The organism is Providencia sp. PROV175 (assembly GCF_032707045.1).
Classification (GTDB): Bacteria; Pseudomonadota; Gammaproteobacteria; order Enterobacterales; family Enterobacteriaceae; genus Providencia; species Providencia hangzhouensis.
Map to the genome: position 1 here is coordinate 4,311,773 of NZ_CP120533.1, position 22,316 is coordinate 4,334,088.

Sequence of the window (22,316 nt, forward strand, 5' to 3'; positions counted from 1 at the left end):
TCGGCGCAATTGGCGTCCCCTAGGGGATTCGAACCCCTGTTACCGCCGTGAAAGGGCGGTGTCCTAGGCCTCTAGACGAAGGGGACACGAAAATCACAAAAACTTTTGTGCTTTCATGTAAGTCCTATTCTCTCGAATAAGTCTCCCACGTATAGCCTATTGCTCTACTTTCTATCAGACAATCTGTGTGAGCACTTCACAAAAACACTTCAATGGTAAGGAGGTGATCCAACCGCAGGTTCCCCTACGGTTACCTTGTTACGACTTCACCCCAGTCATGAATCACAAAGTGGTAAGCGCCCTCCCAAAGGTTAAGCTACCTACTTCTTTTGCAACCCACTCCCATGGTGTGACGGGCGGTGTGTACAAGGCCCGGGAACGTATTCACCGTAGCATTCTGATCTACGATTACTAGCGATTCCGACTTCATGGAGTCGAGTTGCAGACTCCAATCCGGACTACGACGTACTTTATGAGTTCCGCTTGCTCTCGCGAGGTCGCTTCTCTTTGTATACGCCATTGTAGCACGTGTGTAGCCCTACTCGTAAGGGCCATGATGACTTGACGTCATCCCCACCTTCCTCCGGTTTATCACCGGCAGTCTCCTTTGAGTTCCCGACCGAGTCGCTGGCAACAAAGGATAAGGGTTGCGCTCGTTGCGGGACTTAACCCAACATTTCACAACACGAGCTGACGACAGCCATGCAGCACCTGTCTCAGAGTTCCCGAAGGCACTAAAGCATCTCTGCTAAATTCTCTGGATGTCAAGAGTAGGTAAGGTTCTTCGCGTTGCATCGAATTAAACCACATGCTCCACCGCTTGTGCGGGCCCCCGTCAATTCATTTGAGTTTTAACCTTGCGGCCGTACTCCCCAGGCGGTCGATTTAACGCGTTAGCTCCGAAAGCCACTCCTCTAGGGAACAACCTTCAAATCGACATCGTTTACAGCGTGGACTACCAGGGTATCTAATCCTGTTTGCTCCCCACGCTTTCGCACCTGAGCGTCAGTCTTTGTCCAGGGGCCGCCTTCGCCACCGGTATTCCTCCACATCTCTACGCATTTCACCGCTACACATGGAATCTCCCCCCTCTACAAGACTCTAGCTGACCAGTCTTAGATGCCATTCCCAGGTTAAGCCCGGGGATTTCACATCTAACTTAATCAACCGCCTGCGTGCGCTTTACGCCCAGTAATTCCGATTAACGCTTGCACCCTCCGTATTACCGCGGCTGCTGGCACGGAGTTAGCCGGTGCTTCTTCTGTCGGTAACGTCAATCGTTGATGATATTAGCATCAACGCCTTCCTCCCGACTGAAAGTACTTTACAACCCTAGGGCCTTCTTCATACACGCGGCATGGCTGCATCAGGCTTGCGCCCATTGTGCAATATTCCCCACTGCTGCCTCCCGTAGGAGTCTGGGCCGTGTCTCAGTCCCAGTGTGGCTGATCATCCTCTCAGACCAGCTAGGGATCGTCGCCTAGGTGAGCCATTACCTCACCTACTAGCTAATCCCATATGGGTTCATCCGATAGCGCAAGGACCGAAGTTCCCCTGCTTTGCTCCTTAGAGATTATGCGGTATTAGCTACCGTTTCCAGTAGTTATCCCCCTCTATCGGGCAGATCCCCATACATTACTCACCCGTCCGCCGCTCGTCAGCGAGAAGCAAGCTTCCCCTGTTACCGCTCGACTTGCATGTGTTAGGCCTGCCGCCAGCGTTCAATCTGAGCCATGATCAAACTCTTCAATTAAAAAGCTTGATGCTCAAAGAATGTCTTACTGACCGTAACGTTCTTTTGTTCGGCTAACTTTGTCGGCTTCGCATCGCTTCCCCTCGCCGTACCTAAGTACTGTCTCGGGTTATCTCTGCTCGCCTTCGCGTTATCCTTCCAAAATAAGCGTTACTACCTTATTTCATATATATGAATTAACGTGTTAGTCACTCTTCAAGACTTAAAATCAAATATTTTTTTGATAGTGTCCTGTGAGTGCCCACACAGATTGTCTGATAAATTGTTAAAGAGCGTTGCAGCTTTTCTTTATGAAAACCAACCTTTCGGTCGTTGCTGCGAGGAGGCGTATATTACGTTTTCCTCCGTGAGAGTCAAGCAATTTTTTGCTTTTTCTTTTCAGAATCTCTCGCTGCCGTTTCAGTGTTCATCGCGCTTTGCGTTGTCTTGTTCCCGGTCAGTGGATGCGCATTATAGGGAGTCAGAAAAATCTGGCAACCCCTTTTTTCATATTTTTTCCTGTTCGCTCAGCTTTCCACCAAATTTGACTTAGATAGTTAGTTTTTCCAGCGTTTTGAGCCCTTCAGCTTCGAGAACTGGCTGTAATCCTTTTGCGTTGTCATCCATTAATAAGCAATATGCGAAGTTTTCTTCCTCTGAATTGGCGATTTCTTCTTGATTATTAATGAGCCAAACGGTTCTTCTGGCGATTGCAGAACCTGAATCAATGAATCGAGTTCCATTTGGTAGCACTTTTTCGAGTTCTTCTATTAATAGAGGAAAATGCGTGCAACCCAAAATAACAGTATCGGGCGGCTCTGGCATTCGAATCCATGGCCTGACAGTTTGAGCAACTTCATCTAGTGGTAAAGTTTCCCCATGTAACTTTCTTTCTGCAAGTTGAACTAATTCCGCAGAACCGAGAGAAATCACTTTGCAGTCTGTTGCAAACCGTTCGATCAGCTCTTTGGTGTATTCGCGGTTTACAGTGCCTTTCGTCGCCAATAAACCAACTACGCCATTACGCGTTAACTTGGTTGCGGGTTTAATGGCTGGAACAACCCCAACAACTGGGAACGTAAAATGTGCTCTCAAATTAGGAAGGCTGACCGTACTTGCGGTATTGCACGCAATAATCGCAATGGTTAAAGGATGTTTTGCAGCTATTGCATTTACGATTTGATAGACCCTATCAATAATGAACTCTTCGCTTTTTTCACCATAAGGGAAGGCTTCATTGTCGAATGCATAGATAAAGTGAGCATTCGGGATCATTTTTTTGACTTCACGATAAACAGATAACCCGCCCACTCCAGAGTCAAACACTAGAATGGTCGGGCGAACAGATAGGTTGTTATCAGAAGTTGTAGCTTCCTGTAAGGAAATATTCTCTTCCAGCGGTGCGATAACCATACGCGGTCTCATAGTCTTTATCGAACATATTAGCTATTTTACCACGAATTGTGAGATGTGAAGTGATTGGATATGCAGCGGTGAGATCCCAGATGCTAACGCCGCCGACTTTAGTGCGTTGATAAGTTTCATTGGTATCATAACGACTGCCTATATATTGGTAAGTCAACCCCATATCTACAGCAGCAATGTTCCAATCTAGCTGGTATTTGACTTGTTGTTTTGCTCTACGATTAAGCACTTTATTTGTTTTTTCATTTCTTGGGTCTAGATACTGTAACGTGAGTTGATGGCTAAATAGGCCTGTTTGTAATTCACCATTCCACTCGACTCCTTTAATCTTTGCCTTGCCAATATTGTTATAAGAACTAGTTTGCGTCACTGGATCCGAAGTGAAATCAATCAGATTAGTTATCTCGTTTTCATACCCAGTTAATTGCCAAAACAATAACCCTGTTTCGCCTTCTAAACCAATTTCCCACTGCTTACTTTCTTCTGGTTTTAAATTTGGATTTCCTTTGATGTTCCAAGCAACATTATCCGTATAAAGCTGACCTAAGTTAGGGGCTTTATACGCTGTAGCATAAGAACCGATTAACTTATATCCATCATAAAATTCCCAGCTTAAACCTGATTGCCATGTCGTGTGCCAGTTAAATTCAGAATGGTGATCTGAACGTACTGCCCCTTCCGCATTGACAGAGTCGATGAGTGCATATTGTCCTGTAAGATAAATACCTGTGTTATTGACGGTTTCTTTTTTACTTGTCATCGTATAACCACCGGGCTCAATGCTTTGACGTTGATAATCAACCCCAGCACTGATATTTCCTTTTTCTAATCTATAGCTATTACCCCATTGAAAGTTGTATTGGTCTGATTCATCAATTACAGAACCGCTACCATACCGCCCATTGTGATAGTTGTAGTTGTAATCTTTCATATGGCTATAGCTCCCAAGCAAACTTGTAGAGTACTTACCATTCGCATATTTCAACCCAGACTCATATGTTCTGCTGTATAGCTTACGAGTGTCTGCTGGCGTACCGTCATAACTCGTACGATTGTCATAACCATAAGCGCGTGCATAAGCAGAAAGAGCGGAAGAGAATTGATGCTCAACACCTAACCATAACGTCTTATTAAGGAAACCGTCTTTATCAGGCTGTCGATGCCCCCCTGTATTCCCTCTTGCCTCTACATCAAAGCCTGTCGTATGCGTATAAGCCGCAGCGGCAGTTACCGTTGTATTTTCACCAATTTTTTGCTGAGTCGAACCGTTATAGTTTTGGTAACTGTGTGAGCCAATGCCTGCATTTAAAGTAGTGCCATCGTTATCACGACGAGTAATAATATTCACCACACCACCAACAGCATCAGAACCATAAACCGCTGAGCGTGCGCCGCGAATATACTCAATGCGCTGTACCAGAGAAATTGGGATTTGGCTCATATCAGATGAACCTGAAATGCCCGCCTGATTCAAACGAACGCCATCAATTAGAACTAAAACATGACGAGATTCTGTTCCTCTAATAAAAAGAGAGCTTTGTTGCCCCATCCCCCCATTTTGAGCAATATCCACCCCCGGCAAGCGCCTTAATACATCAATAATGGTATTTGACTGCCAATGGTCGATATCTTCACGAGTGACCACCGTCACTGGCGCTAATATAGAAGAAATAGGTTGTTCGAAACGATTAGCTGACACAACCACTTGGTCAGTTTTGTCATTTGCACTTGCCAAAGAAGAAGTAGCGCACAGTACTGCCAGCGCAGCGGCCGATAGCGGCAGCGACTTTTTATTATTCATTATGGTTACACTCGGAAAATCAATTTAATTAACATTCCGCGAGGTTGAATATAAGATCCGCGCGAATATTCAACGAAGCGATTGGATGCGTGGCAGGTATCGGACTTTTACCGTTGCGCGTCAGTCTTGGATTCACACCAAATTCCCTAAACCACAGCCTATTATCGTAAGTTGAATAGTAGTGAGTGTCTACGGATGGATAATGAAAACTGGACATCTTCGCCGCATTCCCTACAATTTCGCTCCTGATACGAATTTATTACTGCTTTATGGAGCCAAACATGCCAAACACCTTGCATACTGAAGACTACGAACAACAACTCGTAGAAAAAACGGATCGTTTAAAGGCGATGATGGCTCCTTTTAACGCCCCTGAACCTGAAATATTTTCATCTCCAACATCCCATTATCGGATGCGTGCTGAATTTCGTATTTGGCATGAAGGTGATGACCTGTTTCATATTATGTTCAATAAAGAAACGAAAGAGCGTATTCGTATTGACCAGTTTCCTGTTGCTAGCCAATTGATCAATGACATGATGGCGGCGTTATTGCCGTTAATTAAGCAAAATGAATTACTGCGCCATAAATTATTTCAAATTGACTATTTATCAACACTAAGTAATAAGCTGATTGTTTCGCTGCTTTACCATAAAAAATTAGGTGAAGAATGGATGGAAGAAGCAAAAGCGTTAAAAGCCGCTTTAGTTGAACAAGGCTTTGATGTGCAATTGATTGGCCGAGCGTCAAAAACAAAAATCATGTTAGATAATGATTATGTCGATGAAGTCTTACCTGTTATGGGTAAAAATATGGTTTATCGCCAAGTTGAAAATAGCTTCACGCAACCTAATGCACAGGTCAATATCAAAATGTTGGAGTGGGCAATTGAGTCAACGCAGAATTCGACGGGTGATTTATTGGAACTGTACTGCGGAAATGGAAATTTCTCTTTAGCATTAGCGCAAAACTTCGAACGCGTATTAGCGACTGAAATTGCAAAGCCCTCAGTGGCCGCTGCTCAATATAATATCGAAGCCAATAATATTGAAAATGTACAAATTATTCGTATGTCCGCAGAGGATTTTACCCAAGCCATGCAAGGTGCCCGTGAATTTAGGCGCTTGGAAGGTATTTCTTTAGCCGATTACCAATGCAATACTATATTCGTCGACCCGCCTCGCAGTGGTTTAGATGCAGAAACAGTGAAACTAGTTCAGGGTTATGAGCATATCCTATATATTTCATGTAACCCAGAAACGCTATGCGATAACTTAGCTGAGCTGACTAAAACCCATAAAATAGAGAAATTAGCCTTATTCGACCAGTTCCCTTATACCCACCATATGGAAAGTGGGGTATTACTGAGCCGCTATTAATTTACTAAAAAACAAAAACGCCGCAGTGATGTGAACTGCGGCGCCTTACTATTAGAAAAGTCGTATAAACTTAATTTTCAACTTCTTGTTCAAGTGCTAGCTCCGCTTTTTCTTTCTTACGTGCTTTCCAGCTTGAGTACATCCACAATGCGATAATGACAATAAAGGTTGCGGGAATAAAATTAGAGCCTATTTCAGGATTTTGCACACGTAAAATCGCGGCATAGCCAAAAAGCCCAATAAAAAAACTACCGGCAACAAATTTTGGCAGCCCCATAGGCATCGCTTGATGCAAATAGCGCTGATGTAAACAATACACTGCCAATATCAGGGTTAAAATTGGGAAAAATGAAAAATCGACCAGCGAGTTAAACAGCGTTGAAAAGGTTCCATGGGTTGCAAGGCCAATCACAAAGGCTAGCAATAATGTGCTTCTTTCATAACTTTTTTGATCCGTCATTGATTCTCCTTATTATTTAGTCAGGTCTGGGTCAGTTTGATTTTGTTTTTCCTGTTCCCGGCGGTACCAGTAATAGGCGCCTTTCGCTATCATTCTTAACTGTAATACCAGCCGTTCTTCGAGATTTCTGCGTTTTTCTTCATCGATATCTAGCGCCTCTGCACCTGCGCTAAAGACAATCGTTACCATGGCCTCTGCTTGCATTTCAGTAAAATGGCGAGGCATACGGCTTTCAAGTTCAAGATAATCGGCCAATTCCGCAATAAAATGCTGAATTTCCCGAGCGACTGCAGCACGAAACTCAGCAGATGTTCCTGAACGCTCCCGCAATAATAACCTAAAGGCGTTAGGGTTATTACCAATAAACTCCATAAAAGTTGAGACTGATGTACGGATCACACTCCCGCCTTTTGCAATACGCTGCCTTGCTTGGCGCATTAGCTGGCGTAACATCAAGCCGCTTTCGTCGACCATCGTCAGCCCGAGTTCATCAACATCCTTGAAATGACGGTAAAATGAAGTCGGTGCAATCCCAGCTTCACGCGCAACTTCTCGCAAACTAAGGCTAGTAAAACTCCGTTCAGCGCTTAATTGGCTAAATGCGGCTTCGACGAGTGAACGCCGAGTTTTTTCTTTTTGTTTTGCTCTAACGCCAATTGTGTTACTCACGGTGATCCTAGTTTCTTATCATGAAAGGTAAATGTAATAAGCCTTACTCTTCGCCTAGCATACCTGAAAATAGCTAAACTGTTTTGGAGAAAAAGCGACTATCGCTACAATTTACTCATTTTCAGAATTTAACTTAGCCTTTTTCAATTAGTTTTTTAACACTGATATACTACCAACCTTTTATTAAACAATGCGTCAGCAAATCCTTGGAAGCATGCATAAATATGTGACTAGGGTAAGCGAGTGTAGCCAACGCTGTATCAATTTGAAAAACGACGAGGAAATTAGGTGAAATAACCAACTAATGATAACATCTTGTTGTCATTTTGTTTTAGAGCAGGTCTTACCTCATGCAACTTACCCATTTTGATGCAATAGTCATTGGTTCCGGTCCTGGTGGTGAAGGCGCCGCCATGGGGCTAGTGAAACAAGGAAAAAACGTTGCTGTTATAGAACGTTATAATAATGTCGGCGGAGGCTGTACCCACTGGGGAACCATTCCCTCAAAAGCCCTCCGTCATGCTGTTAGCCGTATTATCGAATTCAACCAAAACCCTCTTTATAGTGATAACTCCCGTAGCTTAAGCTCCTCTTTCTCTGAAATTCTTCGTCATGCTGAAACGGTAATTAGCCAACAAACACGCATGCGCCAAGGTTTTTATGAGCGTAATGGTTGCCAAATGTTTTCGGGTGAAGCCACCTTTATCGATGAGCAACATATCAGTGTCCGTTACGCAGATGGTAGTTGTGACGTTTTAAGTGCGGATAAAATCGTGATTGCCACAGGTTCTCGTCCATACTGTCCGTCCGATGTTGATTTCAATCATTCTCGAATTTATAACAGTGATACGATCCTCAACCTGACCCACGAGCCTCGCCATGTGATTATTTATGGTGCTGGTGTTATCGGCTGTGAATATGCATCTATTTTCCGTGGATTAGGGGTTAAAGTTGATTTAATCAACACGCGCGATCATCTATTGGCCTTTCTTGACCAAGAAATGTCAGATGCCTTGTCGTATCATTTTTGGAATAGCGGCGTTGTTATTCGCCATAATGAAGAATATGAAAAAATCGAAGGGGTCGAAGACGGTGTTATTGTTCACCTGAAGTCGGGTAAAAAAGTCAAAGCAGACTGCTTACTGTATGCGAACGGAAGAACGGGTAACACAGATAGCTTAGGTCTCGCTAATGTCGGGATTGAGGCTGATGGCCGCGGTTTAGTTAAAGTCAATAAAGCATATCGCACCACTAATGAACATATCTATGCTGTTGGTGATGTCATCGGCTACCCAAGCTTAGCCTCTGCGGCCTACGACCAAGGACGAATTGCGGCCCGAGCCATTGGTGGTAGTTTAGGTGATGCTCATTTAGTAGAAGATATTCCAACAGGGATTTATACTATTCCTGAAATTAGTTCAGTTGGTAAAACAGAGCAAGAATTGACCGCAATGAAAGTGCCTTATGAAGTCGGTCGGGCACAATTTAAACATTTAGCACGTGCACAAATCGCAGGTATGAATGTCGGTAGTTTGAAAATATTATTCCATAGAGAAACATTACAGATACTAGGCATTCACTGTTTTGGTGAAAGAGCGGCTGAAATTATCCATATCGGCCAAGCTATCATGGAACAAAAAGGTGAAGGTAATACTATAGAATATTTCGTGAATACAACCTTCAATTACCCAACAATGGCGGAAGCTTTCCGTGTTGCGGCTTTAAATGGTTTAAATCGACTATTTTAATTATTTTGTGATTTATGGTTGCCAATAACCTGGCAACCATCATCAACTAAAAAAATAATATTGGTAGCTTAACCCTAAACTCTATTTTTATAATAGTTATCCATTGAGTTATAGATGGTCTCCGCTAATTGTTCATAGCGCCCACGTAACGGTGAACCCGGGCGATAAACTAATACGATAGTTCGTTTCGGTTCAGGTTCAATGCAATTTAAATAACATACCCCATCACGACAAACTTCATTTGGCACCGATAAATCAGGTAAAAGTGTAATTCCACTCCCTGCGGCCACCATATTTCTTAACGTTTCTAAGCTCGTTGCCCTGAAGTGTGTGTCTTCTTTCGCGCCCGCTTGGAAGCAGAAGCCCATCGCTTGGTCACGTAAACAGTGGCCATCTTCTAACATTAATAGCTTTTCACCTGACAACTCACTCATTTCAATCGTATCACGATCATGCCATGGGTGACTCTCATAAATAGCCAGTTTCATCGGTTCTTCGAATAACGGAACAACAATAAAAGGTTCCGTTTCTTTAACTTCCGCTAAAATAGCGCAATCTAATTTACCGCTGTCTAACTGAGCTAATAATTGCTGAGTTTGCGCTTCATGCAAATAGATTTCTAATTTCGGATGAGCTTGGTGCAATTGCGGAATAATATGAGGTAATAGATATGGCGCAACCGTTGGGATTAAACCAATATGTAATGGGCCCGACATGCTTTCCCCTTGGAGGGCGGCCATTTCTTGTAATACTTTAATTTCACGCAAAATAGTACGGGCTTGTTCAACCAATAATAAACCTTGTTGAGTGAAAAGAACTTTGCGGCTGGTTCTTTCTAACAACATAACGCCAAGTTCTTCTTCTAATTTACGAATTTGGCCACTAAGAGTAGGTTGGCTAACATGACAAGAATCCGCGGCACGTCTAAAGTGTTTATGTTCGGCGAGTGCGACAAGGTACTCTAAATCTCGAATATTCATATTTCTTTTCCTTTCGTGAATTCTCTGTCAAACCAAAGATAGATAATACCAATCACTATATCGATATTGTTTTGTTTTATCTATTGATAAATTGAAAAATAGGGGGAAAACCTCATTTTTTGAAGGATACACGCAATATAATGAAACAAAGTGTAATATTTAGAAATAAAATGTATCTCATTCCTGACTCTTCAACAGAGAGAATAGTTAATTAATGATTAAATTCATTTACCATTAGCATTTCAATATAACATTCCTAATAAAAGCATTAACCGTGTTTTTTTAGAATAAAATTTCAATAAATTACATCCTAACGTTGCCAAGTAAAATCTCAACATTCTCCTCAAAAAATATAGACTATTTGTGTCATTAATTCACATAATAGATAAAATTAACTTCATTTTAACATTTAGTGAATATCACCAAAATAACCAAATTATTAGAATTTAATATGCATTTAGTCACACTTCATCAGTTTTGAATTAATTAAAACATACAAATATTTATTATATTCATCTCAAACAAAAGAAACATTTTGTTATCTTTCCTTTCACTCTCTATTAAAGTTTGTAAGTTTTTATATAAAAGTAAATGTAAATTGCAGCTTAATTTTGTTAAATTTTATTTTAATCACTATTACAGATTGATAACAACAGAAAATCACTAGAGAATCCAACTATAAAAAACTAACAGAAAACACAAATAATAAAACAAAACACTGCAAACTTCTTAATATACAGCCTTATTAACCATCAAAATACAAATGAATAACTTTAAATTACAATGAGAGTAATTTTGTTTTCTTTATATTTTTAAACATTTCCTTTTTTAATTTTACACCTAAATAGTGTTTTTAAATTTATAATTCCCACATCAAAAACACCAAGGAATATCAGTTCATTATTATTATTCTTATTTAATCACACACAAATCTAATTTAAACATACAGCAAGTTGATTAATCAAAAATCAATGACGGGATACTATTATGAAAAATTTATTAACAAAAACTCAAAAATTTGGCCTTCGTTCACTCTGTGCATTGCTGCTCGTTACAACCGCATCTATTCATGCTTATGCAAGTAATGACCAACAAAATGGGGTTATTCATTTCTCTGGGGCAGTCGTATTTCCGTCTTGCTTTAATGAAGTGACCGACAATCATGTCACACTGAATTGCTTAAATAACCAATCTGATATGGTTGCCAGCAAAATAAACTTGAATGATGTTGCAAATACTCAAGATTGGAAGGTAATCAATGAAGGTAGAGGAGAGTATTCATATAACTGGGTGAATGAAGAAAAACAACTCGGAATGCTAACCATTAAATATATTTAAAAACAAACGCGCTATGGGAATTGGGGTAGTCATGCTACCCCCCATTTTTATCTTCTATAACCGATCACAGCTCTAATCGTTTTTTTGCTTCTACAATAGCATTTGCCACTTGTTTCTGAGATACCCCGCCTTTTGCTAACCGCTTATCTAAACAAGATTGTAGTGATAAAACTTCATAGACATCCAACTGAATAGTGCTACTGAATTTTTGCAAATCACTTAAAGCCATTTCCTCTAAAGCTTTACCTTGCCCAATTGCGGCAACAACGGCCTCACCCACAATATGATGCGCTTCACGGAATGGAACACCTTTAGCAACCAGATAATCAGCGAGTTCAGTTGCATTCGCATAACCTTGCTTCGCAGCATCTTCACAACGACTACGGCGAATTTGAATACCATCAAGAACCAACGCAGCCATGTGCATGCAATCTAACCAAGTATCTAATGCATCAAATAACCCTTCTTTGTCTTCTTGCATATCTTTGTTGTAAGCAAGAGGGAGCCCTTTTAGGGTCATCATCATACCTGTCAATGCACCTTGGACACGCCCACATTTTCCACGGATCAATTCCAATGCATCAGGGTTTTTCTTTTGCGGCATGAGTGATGAACCCGATGTCACTTTGTCTGATAGCTCAACAAAGCCAGCTTCTCCACTATTAAAGAAAATTAAATCTTCAGCAAAGCGGGATAAATGAACCATACCGATACTTGCGTTCGATAATAATTCAAGAACGTGATCTCTGTCTGATACCGTATCCAAGCTATTACGCGTTGCAGAAGAAAAACCTAACCAAGAGGCAAGCTGCTCACGGTCGATATCATAAGCCGTTCCTGCTAATGCCCCACACCCTAATGGGCTGACATCTAAACGTTTTAAGGTATCTTTTAAACGGCTTTCGTCACGCGCTAGCATTTCGCTATAGGCTAAACACCAGTGAGCAAATGTCACCGGTTGGGCACGTTGTAAATGCGTATAACCGGGCATTACTGCATCTTGGTTATTTTCTGCGGTGATGACCAACGCTTTTTGTAATTCGGTTACCGCTTCAAGCAACAATGCGACTTGGTCTTTACACCACAGTTTTAAATCTGTTGCCACTTGGTCATTACGGCTACGACCGGTATGTAATTTTTTCCCTAAATCACCGACTTTATCAATCAGCTTACCTTCAACCCAGCTATGAATATCTTCTGCGTCACTTTGCAGGATAATTTCAGGGTTATCTTGCACTTCTTTCAGTAAGGAGTTTAGCGCTTGTTCTAAAGTTTGTTGTTCGCTATCAGACAATACACCAACTGTTACTAGTGATTTTGACCATGCGACTGAGCCGATAATATCTTGTTGCGCCAGGCGATAATCAAAACGCAATGAATCATTAAACTGTTTGAACCGTTGATCCGCTTGCTGACTAAAACGTCCACCCCAAAGTGCCATAGCTAATCCCTACCTGATTGATAAAATAAGTTTTTAACCCCGACAGCAGTCTTGGCTGCCGGGAGACTACTATTTGATTTACTTCGCTTTGTTTTGTTCTTTCAGCGCACGGATACGTGAAGACAGCGAGTAAAGACGAATAAACCCACCTGCATGACTGTGGTCATAAACTTCATCTTCACCAAATGTGGCAAATTCCTCAGAATACAGGCTCTTATCCGCTTTTTTCTGAATCGCAGTCACTTGCCCTTTATATAATTTCAGAACAACTTCCCCTGTCACATCTTGTGCTAATGATTCAGCAGCCGCTTGCAGCGAGTGACGTAGTGGTGCGAACCAACGGCCATCATAAACTACATATGACATTTCTAAGCCGAGTTGCTCACGCCATTTGTAGCTGTCACGGTCAAGAACCAGTTGTTCAATACCACGTAATGCCGCCATCATAATGGTGCCTCCCGGGGTTTCATAGCAACCACGAGATTTCATACCCACTAAACGGTTTTCAACGATATCAATACGGCCCACTCCATGTTTTGCACCTAAAGTATTTAATGCTTCTAAACAGCCAAGTGGAGACAATGCTTGACCATTTACCGAAACGACTTCACCGTGTTTGACACCAACGGTAACTAATTCAGCTTCATCTGGTGCATCTTGCGGATCGACAGTCCATACCCAACAATCTTGGTTTGCAGCATTCCATGTGCTTTCTAAAACACCACCTTCCGTAGAAATGTGCCATGCGTTTTCATCACGGCTGTAGATTTTTTCAAGGCTAGCTGTTGTTGGAATATTACGCTCTTTCAGATAATCGAGCAGCGCTTCACGGGAACGTAAGTCCCACTCACGCCATGGTGCAACCACTTGTAACTGTGGTGCTAATGCCGTATAGGTGCTTTCGAAACGCACTTGGTCATTACCTTTACCTGTTGCGCCATGGGCAACAGCATCTGCACCCACTTTTAAGGCAATTTCAACTTGCGCTTTAGCAATGATTGGACGAGCCATTGACGTACCTAATAAATAGCTACCTTCATATAGCGCCCCCGTTTTCAATACAGGATAAATATATTCTTTGATGAACTCTTCACGTAAATCGACGACATAGCACTCTGATGCACCTGATTGTAGAGCTTTTTTCTCTACGCCTACTAAATCTTCACGGTCTTGCCCCACATCCGCAACGAAGGCCACGACTTCGCAATCATCATAGTTTTCTTTTAGCCATGGAATAATTGCTGATGTATCCAGGCCACCTGAATATGCTAATACAATCTTTTTAATGCCCTTTTTCATAACGTACCTATCCGCTCAATTAATATAGTTATTCCATGGCTCATTTATGATGCCAAGATCCGTGTTCCGATTGCTGTTCCATTAAACAGCTCGGGAAGTTGTTCTGCATGACGCCAACTTGCGATATCAACAGAGCGTTGTAAGGCTGCCGCAGCGTCTAACGCCGCATTGACCTTCACAATCATTCCATCGGTAATAATTCCCTGCTCAATGAGCTTTTGCGCTTTTTGCGTCGTCATTTCGTCAATTTTTTGGCCTTTACCATCCAAAATACCGCTCACATCAGACAGTAAAACCAAATCTGCGTTTAAGGCTTGGGCGATAGCGGTTGCAGCTTGGTCCGCATTTACATTCATCAACTCACCTTCTGGTGTGATACCTATAGAGCTGATAATGGGTAAATAGCCCGCACCTAACAATAATTTCAATAATTTCGCATCGCCAGGTTTGGCATCACCGACATGACCTAATTCTTCGTTTAATTGAGTCACTGTGGCACTTTGCCCATCACCGAGAGAAAGCCCTACGGCTGGAAGTTGATACTTCGTTGCCCATGCCAGTAATGTTTTATTCGCCGTACCCGCTAATGCCCCTGTAATGATATCGATTTGGTCTGCTGGCGTGACTCGTAACCCTTGCTTTTTAACGACAGGTAATTGCAGTTTTTGCATCAATTCATCAACTAAACAGCCACCGCCATGTACAATCACCAACTCACGTTGATGTGCTTGCCGATAGGTTTGAATCGCTGTAAATAATTTTTCAAGTGCCTCGACGCTATCAAGTAACACTCCGCCCAATTTAATCACTAAGGGTTGCATGGGGTTAATCCTTCTTAAAATAAAGACTGAGTTTCAGCAAAATCAAAACGAATATTCATGCACTGAACGGCTTGTGCTGCCGCACCTTTAAGTAGGTTATCTTCTGTACCCACTAAAATCAGGTGTTCACCTTTCAATACATAGCCAATATCACAAAACGGCGTACCAACTACCGATTTCAATGCAGGAACGCCTTTTTCATATAACCGCACTAACGGTTTATTTTGATAAGCATCTTTAAACGTTTGTGTGATTTTTTCTGCCGAAACACCCGCTTTTACTTTGCACGTAATCGTTGCAAGGATGCCTCGAGAGAAATTGCCTAAATGTGGTGTAAAAATAACCTCTCTTCCCAAGTGAGTCGCAATTTCTGGCTGATGGCGATGAGTAAAGATGCCATAAGGTTGCAAACTCACTTCACAAAAGCTGTTGGTCATCGAGGCTTTACGGCCTGCTCCAGAGACTCCGCTGGTGGCATTAATCACTGGCCACATAGCTTCATCTAGCAAATTGCCTTCAATCAATGGTTTAAGTGCTAATTGGGAAACCGTTGGGTAACACCCTGGTACTGCGATCAGTTGCGCTTGACGAATTTTATCGGCCTGCCATTCTGCTAAACCGTAAACTGCTTGCATTAGCCATTCAGTATTTGTATGTTCAAAGCCATAGTATTGCGTATAGAACGCAGGATCTTGAACACGATAAGCACCCGATAAGTCGAACACAACGCAGCCCGCTTCAAGAAACTGAGGGGCTATGTCGTGGCTTACTTCATGTGCAGTGGCAAGAAAAACAACATCAATACCTTCCGCTGCTTCTGCGACATCGGTTAATGGCAGAACGGGAAGGTCTATGATGCCTTTATACTGAGGATGTAAATCAGAAAAACGTTTATTTGCATCCGCACTTTGCTTCGATACCATCAATCCTTGAAGATTAACTTCAGGATGGCGTTGCAAATAACCGGCTAATTCTGCTCCAGTATAGCCACTGGCCCCGATAATGAGTGTGTTCAACATATGCTTTCTACCTTGTACTCGTGACCCAAACAGTTTAATGTGTATTTTTATTCAAATAAAGTGCATGAATATTGATACTATTATGGATAAAGGCTGTCAACAGTGAATATTAAATTACCTGCATTTATTGAGATTTATCGTCAATTAATTGCGACTCCGTCGATTAGTGCGACTGATTCTCATTTGGACCAGAGCAATAAAGCCCTGGTGGAACTTCTCGGTGGGTGGCTGGAGACGTTAGGTTTTTCGGTCAACATTCAACCTGTGCCGGAAACGCGAGATAAATATAATTTGCTTGCATCTATTGGTGAAGGAAATGGTGGGCTGATGCTATGCGGCCATACCGATACCGTGCCCTTTGATGATGGACGTTGGAGTAAAAACCCGTTTGAGCTAACAGAGCATGACGGCAAGTTATATGGGCTCGGAACCGCAGATATGAAAGGCTTTTTTGCTTTCATTGTTGATGCGTTACGCGATATGGATTTAACTCAGCTCAAACGCCCACTGCATATATTGGCCACTGCGGATGAAGAAACATCGATGGCTGGCGCACGTTATTTTGCAGCCAGTACAGCGCTAAGACCGGATTTTGCGATTATTGGTGAGCCGACGTCGTTACAACCGATTCGTGCGCACAAAGGACATTTATCAAATGCTATCCGCATTACTGGACAATCGGGGCATTCTAGTGACCCAGAACGTGGGGTCAATGCCATTGAATTAATGCATGAGTCTATTTCCCATTTAATGGACTTACGAAATACGTTAAAAGAACGATTTAACAACCCTGCATTTGTCATTCCCTACCCGACGATGAACTTTGGTCATATTCATGGAGGTGATGCAGCCAACCGAATTTGTGGTTGTTGTGAATTACACATGGACATTCGCCCACTCCCCGGCCTGACTTTGCAGGACTTAGATGAACTTCTCAATGAAGCTCTTGAGCCTGTTAGTGCCCGTTGGCCGGGGCGCTTGGCGATTGAACCCATGCATCCACCGATCCCTGGCTATGAATGCCCAACGGACCACAAGATGGTGGCAGTAATTGAACAGTTGTTGGGGCAAAAAGCGGATACCGTGAATTACTGTACTGAAGCGCCGTTTATACAAGAGCTCTGCCCGACGTTGGTTCTTGGCCCTGGTTCTATTGAGCAAGCACATCAGCCTGATGAATTTATCGATATGCGCTTTATTGAACCTACTCGCCAATTAATTAGCCAAATGGTTGAGCACTTCTGTTTCACTGAGTAAATCTGACGAGCCATTGATTCGAACGCGACTCACGCGACTCTGAAAAGAGTCGCGTTTTTTATCATGAATTATTTTCCTGTTGTCTTTGAAAAAACCTCAGCGTCATAATTTAATTTAAGTATTGACTATTGGTACCGATCTGGTAATTTCTATTTGGACGTCTAAACGTATAGACGCACAAATGGATATAATAACGTACAAAAAATAGTTAGTTTGCAAATTGCGAGGTTACAGGGTATGAGTTTTTTTCACGCAAATCAGCGCGAAGCGCTAAATCAAAACTTAGCTGAGTTAGATGGCCAAATTAATGTTTCATTTGAGTTTTTCCCACCTCGCAGTGAAGAGATGGAGCAGACACTATGGAAATCTATTGATAGGCTCAAAAACCTGAAACCTCAATTTGTCTCTGTGACTTATGGTGCGAATTCCGGCGAACGCGACAGAACGCACAGCATCATCAAAGATATTAAAGATAAAACGGGCTTAATTGCAGCCCCTCACCTAACGTGTATTGATGCAAGCCCTGATGAACTGAAAGCCATTGCTCGTGACTATTGGAATAATGGTATTCGCCATATTGTTGCATTGCGTGGTGATTTACCTGACAACAGCCGTAAACCAGATATGTATGCTGTTGATCTAGTCGAGCTGTTAAAAAGTGAAGCGGATTTTGATATTTCTGTTGCGGCCTACCCTGAAGTTCACCCTGAAGCCAAAAGCGCTCAAGCCGATTTAATTAGTTTAAAAAAGAAGATTGATGCGGGAGCTAACCGTGCAATCACTCAGTTTTTCTTTGATGTTGAGAGCTATTTACGTTTTCGTGACCGCTGCGTCGCGACAGGCATTGATGTGGAAATCGTGCCGGGGATTTTACCCGTCTCTAACTTTCGTCAACTCGAGCGCTTTGCCAAACTGACTAACGTACGCATTCCTGCATGGATGAGTAAAATGTACGAAGGGTTAGATGACGACCCTGAGAGCCGTAACCTTGTCGGCGCATCAATCGCCATGGATATGGTCAAAATTCTTAGCCGTGAAGGCGTGAAAGATTTTCATTTTTACACGCTGAACCGCTCTGAGCTCACCTATGCTATCTGCCATACTTTGGGAGTTAGGCCTTAATTTAGTCGGATGAGGCGAATATTTTGTCTCATCCCTTTGCTATTTTCTTCTATTCTTATAAATATCTTCTATTTTCCCAGAAAAAAATATCAAATAGCTAGAACTAGTTATTTCTTGTTTAAAAAAGAACCAGTGTCTTTAAGGTAAATATATTAACGTGATATCTAAACTGATTAGATTCGCGAACTACTTTTCCACAATATAACTCATGCTATTATTTTCTTTATATTCAAATTCATTTTGCCACAATAATTATATTTAACGGTTAACGGTATAAATTAACTTTAAACATTATGAAAATCAGAGTTTAAATAAAAGTTACATAACTTAAAATTATTGAAATATTAGTTTTTTATGAACATTTATTTATTTCCACTACATTTTTCGCCCATATAAATCAAATAAAAACAACTAAAAAGCTAAATACATAGAAATAAAAACCATAAAAATGTAATAATTTAGTTAAATTGAGTGGTTTTTAGCATCATTTTATGAACGCAATCAGCTATTAAGAAAAATTATCTACAACCAAAATGGCCACAAACCATCATTCACTCCACTGTTACTTTCTAATTATGACAATTTTCATTAAATTATCTTTTTTATTTGAACACTTTTGAATTTTTAAAAAGACGGCGTATATTTAATATTGAGCTCAAGATTAATAGTATTTAATTACCACATGGTCATTGAGGAATTAAAACATGAGTAATAATGCATTAAATTCAAAACACAGTGGAATGGATGATGTCTACGCATCATTAGAATTATCCAAATCATTACCAAAAACCAAGTTTCCATTGAAAGAACAAGCACCACGTAATGTATTTAGTGCAGTACGCGATGAATTAATGCTAGATGGGAATTCACGCCAAAACTTAGCAACATTTTGCCAGACATGGGTGGATGATGAAATTCGTGATTTGATGGATTTGTCTATCGACAAAAACATGATAGATAAAGACGAATATCCACAAACAGCAGAAATTGAAAACCGCTGCGTACATATGTTAGCGGACTTATGGAATTCACCGGATGCAGAAAATACCCTTGGTTGCTCAACCATCGGGTCCTCAGAGGCTGCAATGCTTGGTGGGCTAGCGCTAAAATGGCAATGGCGCAAAAAACAAGCCGCTAAAGGAAAACCGACCGATAAACCTAATTTAATTTGTGGCCCAGTTCAAATCTGTTGGCACAAATTTGCTCGTTATTTCGATGTTGAACTCCGAGAGATCCCTCTTGAAGGTGACCGCCTCATCATGACACCGGAAGAGGTACTCAAACGTGTCGATGAAAATACTATTGGTGTCATACCGACCCTTGGAGTGACATTTACCTGCCAATATGAGCCCGTAAAAGCTGTACACGATGCGCTCGATAAACTGCAAAAAGAAACTGGGCTGGATATTCCTATCCATGTGGATGGTGCTAGTGGCGGCTTCTTAGCTCCATTTTGTGCACCAGATTTAGAATGGGATTTCCGCTTACCACGTGTAAAATCCATTAATGCATCAGGCCATAAATTTGGTTTGGCGCCATTAGGCGCTGGCTGGGTTATTTGGCGTGAAGCCAAAGACCTTCCAGAAGAATTGATTTTTAATGTGAATTATTTAGGCGGTAATATGCCAACGTTCGCACTAAATTTCTCTCGCCCTGGCGGTCAAATCATTGCTCAATATTATAATTTCTTGAGACTGGGTCGCGAAGGCTATGCAAAAATCCACAACGCTTGCTATGCAACTGCACAATACCTCAGCCGCGAAATTGAAAAATTAGGGCCATTTGAAATGATTTTTGATGGTGATAGCCAAACTGGTATCCCTGCATTAGCATGGAAACTGAAAGAAGGCACAGCCACCAGCAAATATTCCCTCTATGATATCGCAGACAAACTACGTAGTCGTGGCTGGCAAGTTCCTGCTTACTCCATGCCAGCAAACCGTGAAGACCTTGTTATTCAACGTATTCTAGTGCGTCATGGGGTTAGTTTAGATTTAGCCGCATTACTCATTGATGACTTCAAACGCACCTTAGAGTATTTCGATAAGCACCCCGTCAATAAACCGCTAACAGAAGAAGAAGGCGGCGGCTTTAATCACAGTTAATTCTTTTATTCATGATTGTGTTGTTAACGAGCCAAAGAGCCTTAGGTTCTTTGGCTCCTACTGAGATCCGCCCTGAAAAGGCAGATTGTTTATCGATTTGAGGAGAACTCGTATGGCAACAACGACAGCTCCAGCCGCAAAGCAACTGACACTACTTGGCTTTTTTGCCATCACTGCATCAATGGTGATGGCCGTTTATGAATATCCAACATTTGCAACATCTGGCTTTAGCCTCGTATTTTTCCTGCTATTAGGAGGATTATTGTGGTTTATTCCTGTCGCATTGTGTGCCGCAGAAATGGCAACCGTAGAAGGTTGGGAGGAAGGTGGGGTATTTGCATGGGTTTCTAATACATTAGGCGAACGTTGGGGATTTGCCGCTATTTCATTTGGTTATTTACAAATTGCGATTGGCTTTATTCCTATGCTGTATTTCGTATTAGGGGCACTGTCTTATATTTTGAATTGGCCAGAACTGAATACAGACCCAATCACTAAAACGATAGGGGCACTTGTTATTCTCTGGGTATTGGCTTTCACCCAATTTGGCGGAACTAAATATACTGCCACGATTGCGAAAGTCGGTTTTTTCGCAGGCATCTTGCTTCCAGCGCTAATTTTGGTCTTTCTAGCGATCAGCTATTTAGCCAGCGGCTCTCCATTGGCCATTGAAATTAGTACTGAAACCTTTATTCCTGATTTCACCAAAATTGGCACACTCGTGGTATTTGTCGCCTTTATTTTGAGCTATATGGGTGTTGAAGCTTCAGCAACTCACGTTAATGAGATGAAAAACCCCGGTCGAGATTACCCCGCAGCGATGTTTTTACTCATGATAGCGGCAATTTGTTTAAGCTCAATTGGTGGGTTATCGGTAGCAGCGGTGATCCCAAACAGTGAAATTAATTTATCTGCTGGTGTGGTACAAACATTCAATGTGCTTGTCACACACTTTAATTCATCCCTTGAATGGGCAGTGAGAATTATTGCGGCACTATTATTGCTTGGCGTGCTGGCTGAGATTGCCTCTTGGATTGTGGGGCCATCCCGCGGGATGTATGTCGCGGCACAGAAAGGTATTCTGCCGCAAGGCTTTGCCAAGGTGAATAAAAATGGCGTACCGGTAACACTGGTGATTTCGCAGTTGTTGATCACAACAGTAGCGATTATCGTCCTCACCAATACTGGGGGCGGTGGTAATATGTCATTCCTTATTGCTCTAGCCTTAACGGTAGTTATCTATTTATGTAGCTATTTCATGCTATTTTTAGGTTATATGCAGTTAGTTTGCAAACAACCAGAGAAAAAACGTGTCTTCAATATACCGGGAGGTAAAGGCATTAAACTTCTCATTGCGTTAGTCGGCCTAATTGTTTCTATCTTAGCCTTTGTGATTTCATTCTTCCCACCGAGTTCTTTACCGAATGGTGCGAGTAATACCACCTATGTGACGTTACTTGCGGTTAGCTTTGTGATTATTTTCTTACTGCCCTTTGTAATTTATGCTTTCCATAACAAACAAGGTAAGAAAACTAATGTCTCTATGGTGCATATCAAAACGCATAATGCGCCAGCTAACCATTTCTTTATTCACCCTCGAGCTCGCTCTACGTATCACTTGATTCATCATGATAAACCAGACGATGGTTCATCCAACTCGTAATAACCCGTAAAAATAATGAGGGCCACCATTTGGTGGCCCTCAGATTATTCAAGTACT

16 protein-coding genes, 1 tRNA gene, 1 rRNA gene and 1 riboswitch are annotated in these 22,316 nt (G+C 41.8%); of the genes, 7 read left to right on the top strand and 11 right to left on the bottom strand.

What is annotated here, in order from left to right; all coding sequences use genetic code 11:
* Positions 1-10: 10 nt before the first annotated feature.
* From P3L44_RS19810 to btuB, 4 genes are all read right to left on the bottom strand, one after another.
* Positions 11-86: transfer RNA gene (locus P3L44_RS19810), tRNA-Glu, on the bottom strand.
* 130 nt (positions 87-216) lie between these two features.
* Positions 217-1,753: ribosomal RNA gene (locus tag P3L44_RS19815) — 16S ribosomal RNA — on the bottom strand.
* 528 nt (positions 1,754-2,281) lie between these two features.
* Positions 2,282-3,145, bottom strand: a complete 864-nt coding sequence (murI, locus tag P3L44_RS19820; protein ID WP_239354316.1) for a glutamate racemase — start codon at positions 3,143-3,145, stop codon at positions 2,282-2,284.
* Entirely contained in the window at positions 3,090-4,958 is a 1,869-nt protein-coding gene (btuB, locus tag P3L44_RS19825; protein ID WP_239354314.1) for a TonB-dependent vitamin B12 receptor BtuB, read from the bottom strand. Before btuB ends, murI begins: the two co-directional genes overlap by 56 nt.
* A gap of 73 nt (positions 4,959-5,031) precedes the next feature.
* Positions 5,032-5,129: riboswitch (cobalamin riboswitch) on the bottom strand.
* Positions 5,130-5,239: 110 nt separating this feature from the next.
* Here btuB and trmA point away from each other — a divergent pair.
* On the top strand, positions 5,240-6,337 hold the full coding sequence (gene trmA / locus P3L44_RS19830) for a tRNA (uridine(54)-C5)-methyltransferase TrmA (RefSeq protein ID WP_239354312.1): 1,098 nt from the start codon (positions 5,240-5,242) through the stop codon (positions 6,335-6,337).
* A 70-nt stretch (positions 6,338-6,407) separates the two neighbouring features.
* Here trmA and P3L44_RS19835 read toward each other — a convergent pair whose 3' ends face one another.
* Together P3L44_RS19835 and fabR are read right to left on the bottom strand one after the other, a co-directional pair.
* On the bottom strand, positions 6,408-6,797 hold the full coding sequence (locus P3L44_RS19835; RefSeq protein ID WP_004265352.1) for a YijD family membrane protein: 390 nt from the start codon (positions 6,795-6,797) through the stop codon (positions 6,408-6,410).
* A 12-nt stretch (positions 6,798-6,809) separates the two neighbouring features.
* Positions 6,810-7,466 carry an HTH-type transcriptional repressor FabR gene (gene fabR, locus P3L44_RS19840; protein WP_004265350.1) on the bottom strand — a complete coding sequence of 219 codons (657 nt, stop codon included), beginning with the start codon at positions 7,464-7,466 and terminating at the stop codon, positions 6,810-6,812.
* Positions 7,467-7,816: 350 nt separating this feature from the next.
* Here fabR and sthA point away from each other — a divergent pair, with 350 nt between their 5' ends.
* Positions 7,817-9,214 carry a Si-specific NAD(P)(+) transhydrogenase gene (sthA, locus tag P3L44_RS19845; RefSeq protein WP_004265342.1) on the top strand — a complete coding sequence of 466 codons (1,398 nt, stop codon included), beginning with the start codon at positions 7,817-7,819 and terminating at the stop codon, positions 9,212-9,214.
* Positions 9,215-9,288: 74 nt separating this feature from the next.
* Here sthA and oxyR read toward each other — a convergent pair whose 3' ends face one another.
* Complete coding sequence (oxyR, locus tag P3L44_RS19850) at positions 9,289-10,194, bottom strand: DNA-binding transcriptional regulator OxyR (protein ID WP_004265340.1); 906 nt, start codon at positions 10,192-10,194, stop codon at positions 9,289-9,291.
* Positions 10,195-11,181: 987 nt separating this feature from the next.
* On the opposite strand from oxyR, the gene P3L44_RS19855 reads away from it, so the two are divergent.
* Entirely contained in the window at positions 11,182-11,532 is a 351-nt protein-coding gene (locus P3L44_RS19855) for a hypothetical protein (protein ID WP_239354308.1), read from the top strand.
* 64 nt (positions 11,533-11,596) lie between these two features.
* Here P3L44_RS19855 and argH read toward each other — a convergent pair whose 3' ends face one another.
* From argH to argC, 4 genes are all read right to left on the bottom strand, one after another.
* A complete protein-coding gene (argH, locus tag P3L44_RS19860) occupies positions 11,597-12,973 on the bottom strand; it encodes an argininosuccinate lyase (RefSeq protein WP_096863587.1) in 1,377 nt (458 codons plus the stop codon).
* Positions 12,974-13,051: 78 nt separating this feature from the next.
* Entirely contained in the window at positions 13,052-14,272 is a 1,221-nt protein-coding gene (locus P3L44_RS19865) for an argininosuccinate synthase (protein ID WP_004265334.1), read from the bottom strand.
* Positions 14,273-14,316: 44 nt separating this feature from the next.
* Complete coding sequence (gene argB, locus P3L44_RS19870; protein WP_004265333.1) at positions 14,317-15,093, bottom strand: acetylglutamate kinase; 777 nt, start codon at positions 15,091-15,093, stop codon at positions 14,317-14,319.
* Positions 15,094-15,107: 14 nt separating this feature from the next.
* Complete coding sequence (gene argC, locus P3L44_RS19875) at positions 15,108-16,112, bottom strand: N-acetyl-gamma-glutamyl-phosphate reductase (protein ID WP_239354306.1); 1,005 nt, start codon at positions 16,110-16,112, stop codon at positions 15,108-15,110.
* Positions 16,113-16,214: 102 nt separating this feature from the next.
* On the opposite strand from argC, the gene argE reads away from it, so the two are divergent.
* The 4 genes from argE (at position 16,215) to gadC (ending at position 22,259) form a co-directional block, all read left to right on the top strand.
* Positions 16,215-17,369 (top strand): acetylornithine deacetylase, encoded by a 1,155-nt coding sequence (gene argE, locus P3L44_RS19880; protein WP_112308370.1) that lies wholly within the window; start codon positions 16,215-16,217, stop codon positions 17,367-17,369.
* Between the two features lie 237 nt (positions 17,370-17,606).
* Entirely contained in the window at positions 17,607-18,491 is an 885-nt protein-coding gene (gene metF, locus P3L44_RS19885) for a methylenetetrahydrofolate reductase (protein ID WP_094961904.1), read from the top strand.
* Between the two features lie 704 nt (positions 18,492-19,195).
* Entirely contained in the window at positions 19,196-20,596 is a 1,401-nt protein-coding gene (locus P3L44_RS19890) for a glutamate decarboxylase (protein WP_140172845.1), read from the top strand.
* Positions 20,597-20,708: 112 nt separating this feature from the next.
* Positions 20,709-22,259: a glutamate:gamma-aminobutyrate antiporter gene (gene gadC / locus P3L44_RS19895; RefSeq protein ID WP_140172846.1), complete on the top strand. Its 1,551-nt coding sequence runs from the start codon at positions 20,709-20,711 to the stop codon at positions 22,257-22,259.
* The last annotated feature ends 57 nt before the right edge of the window (positions 22,260-22,316 follow it).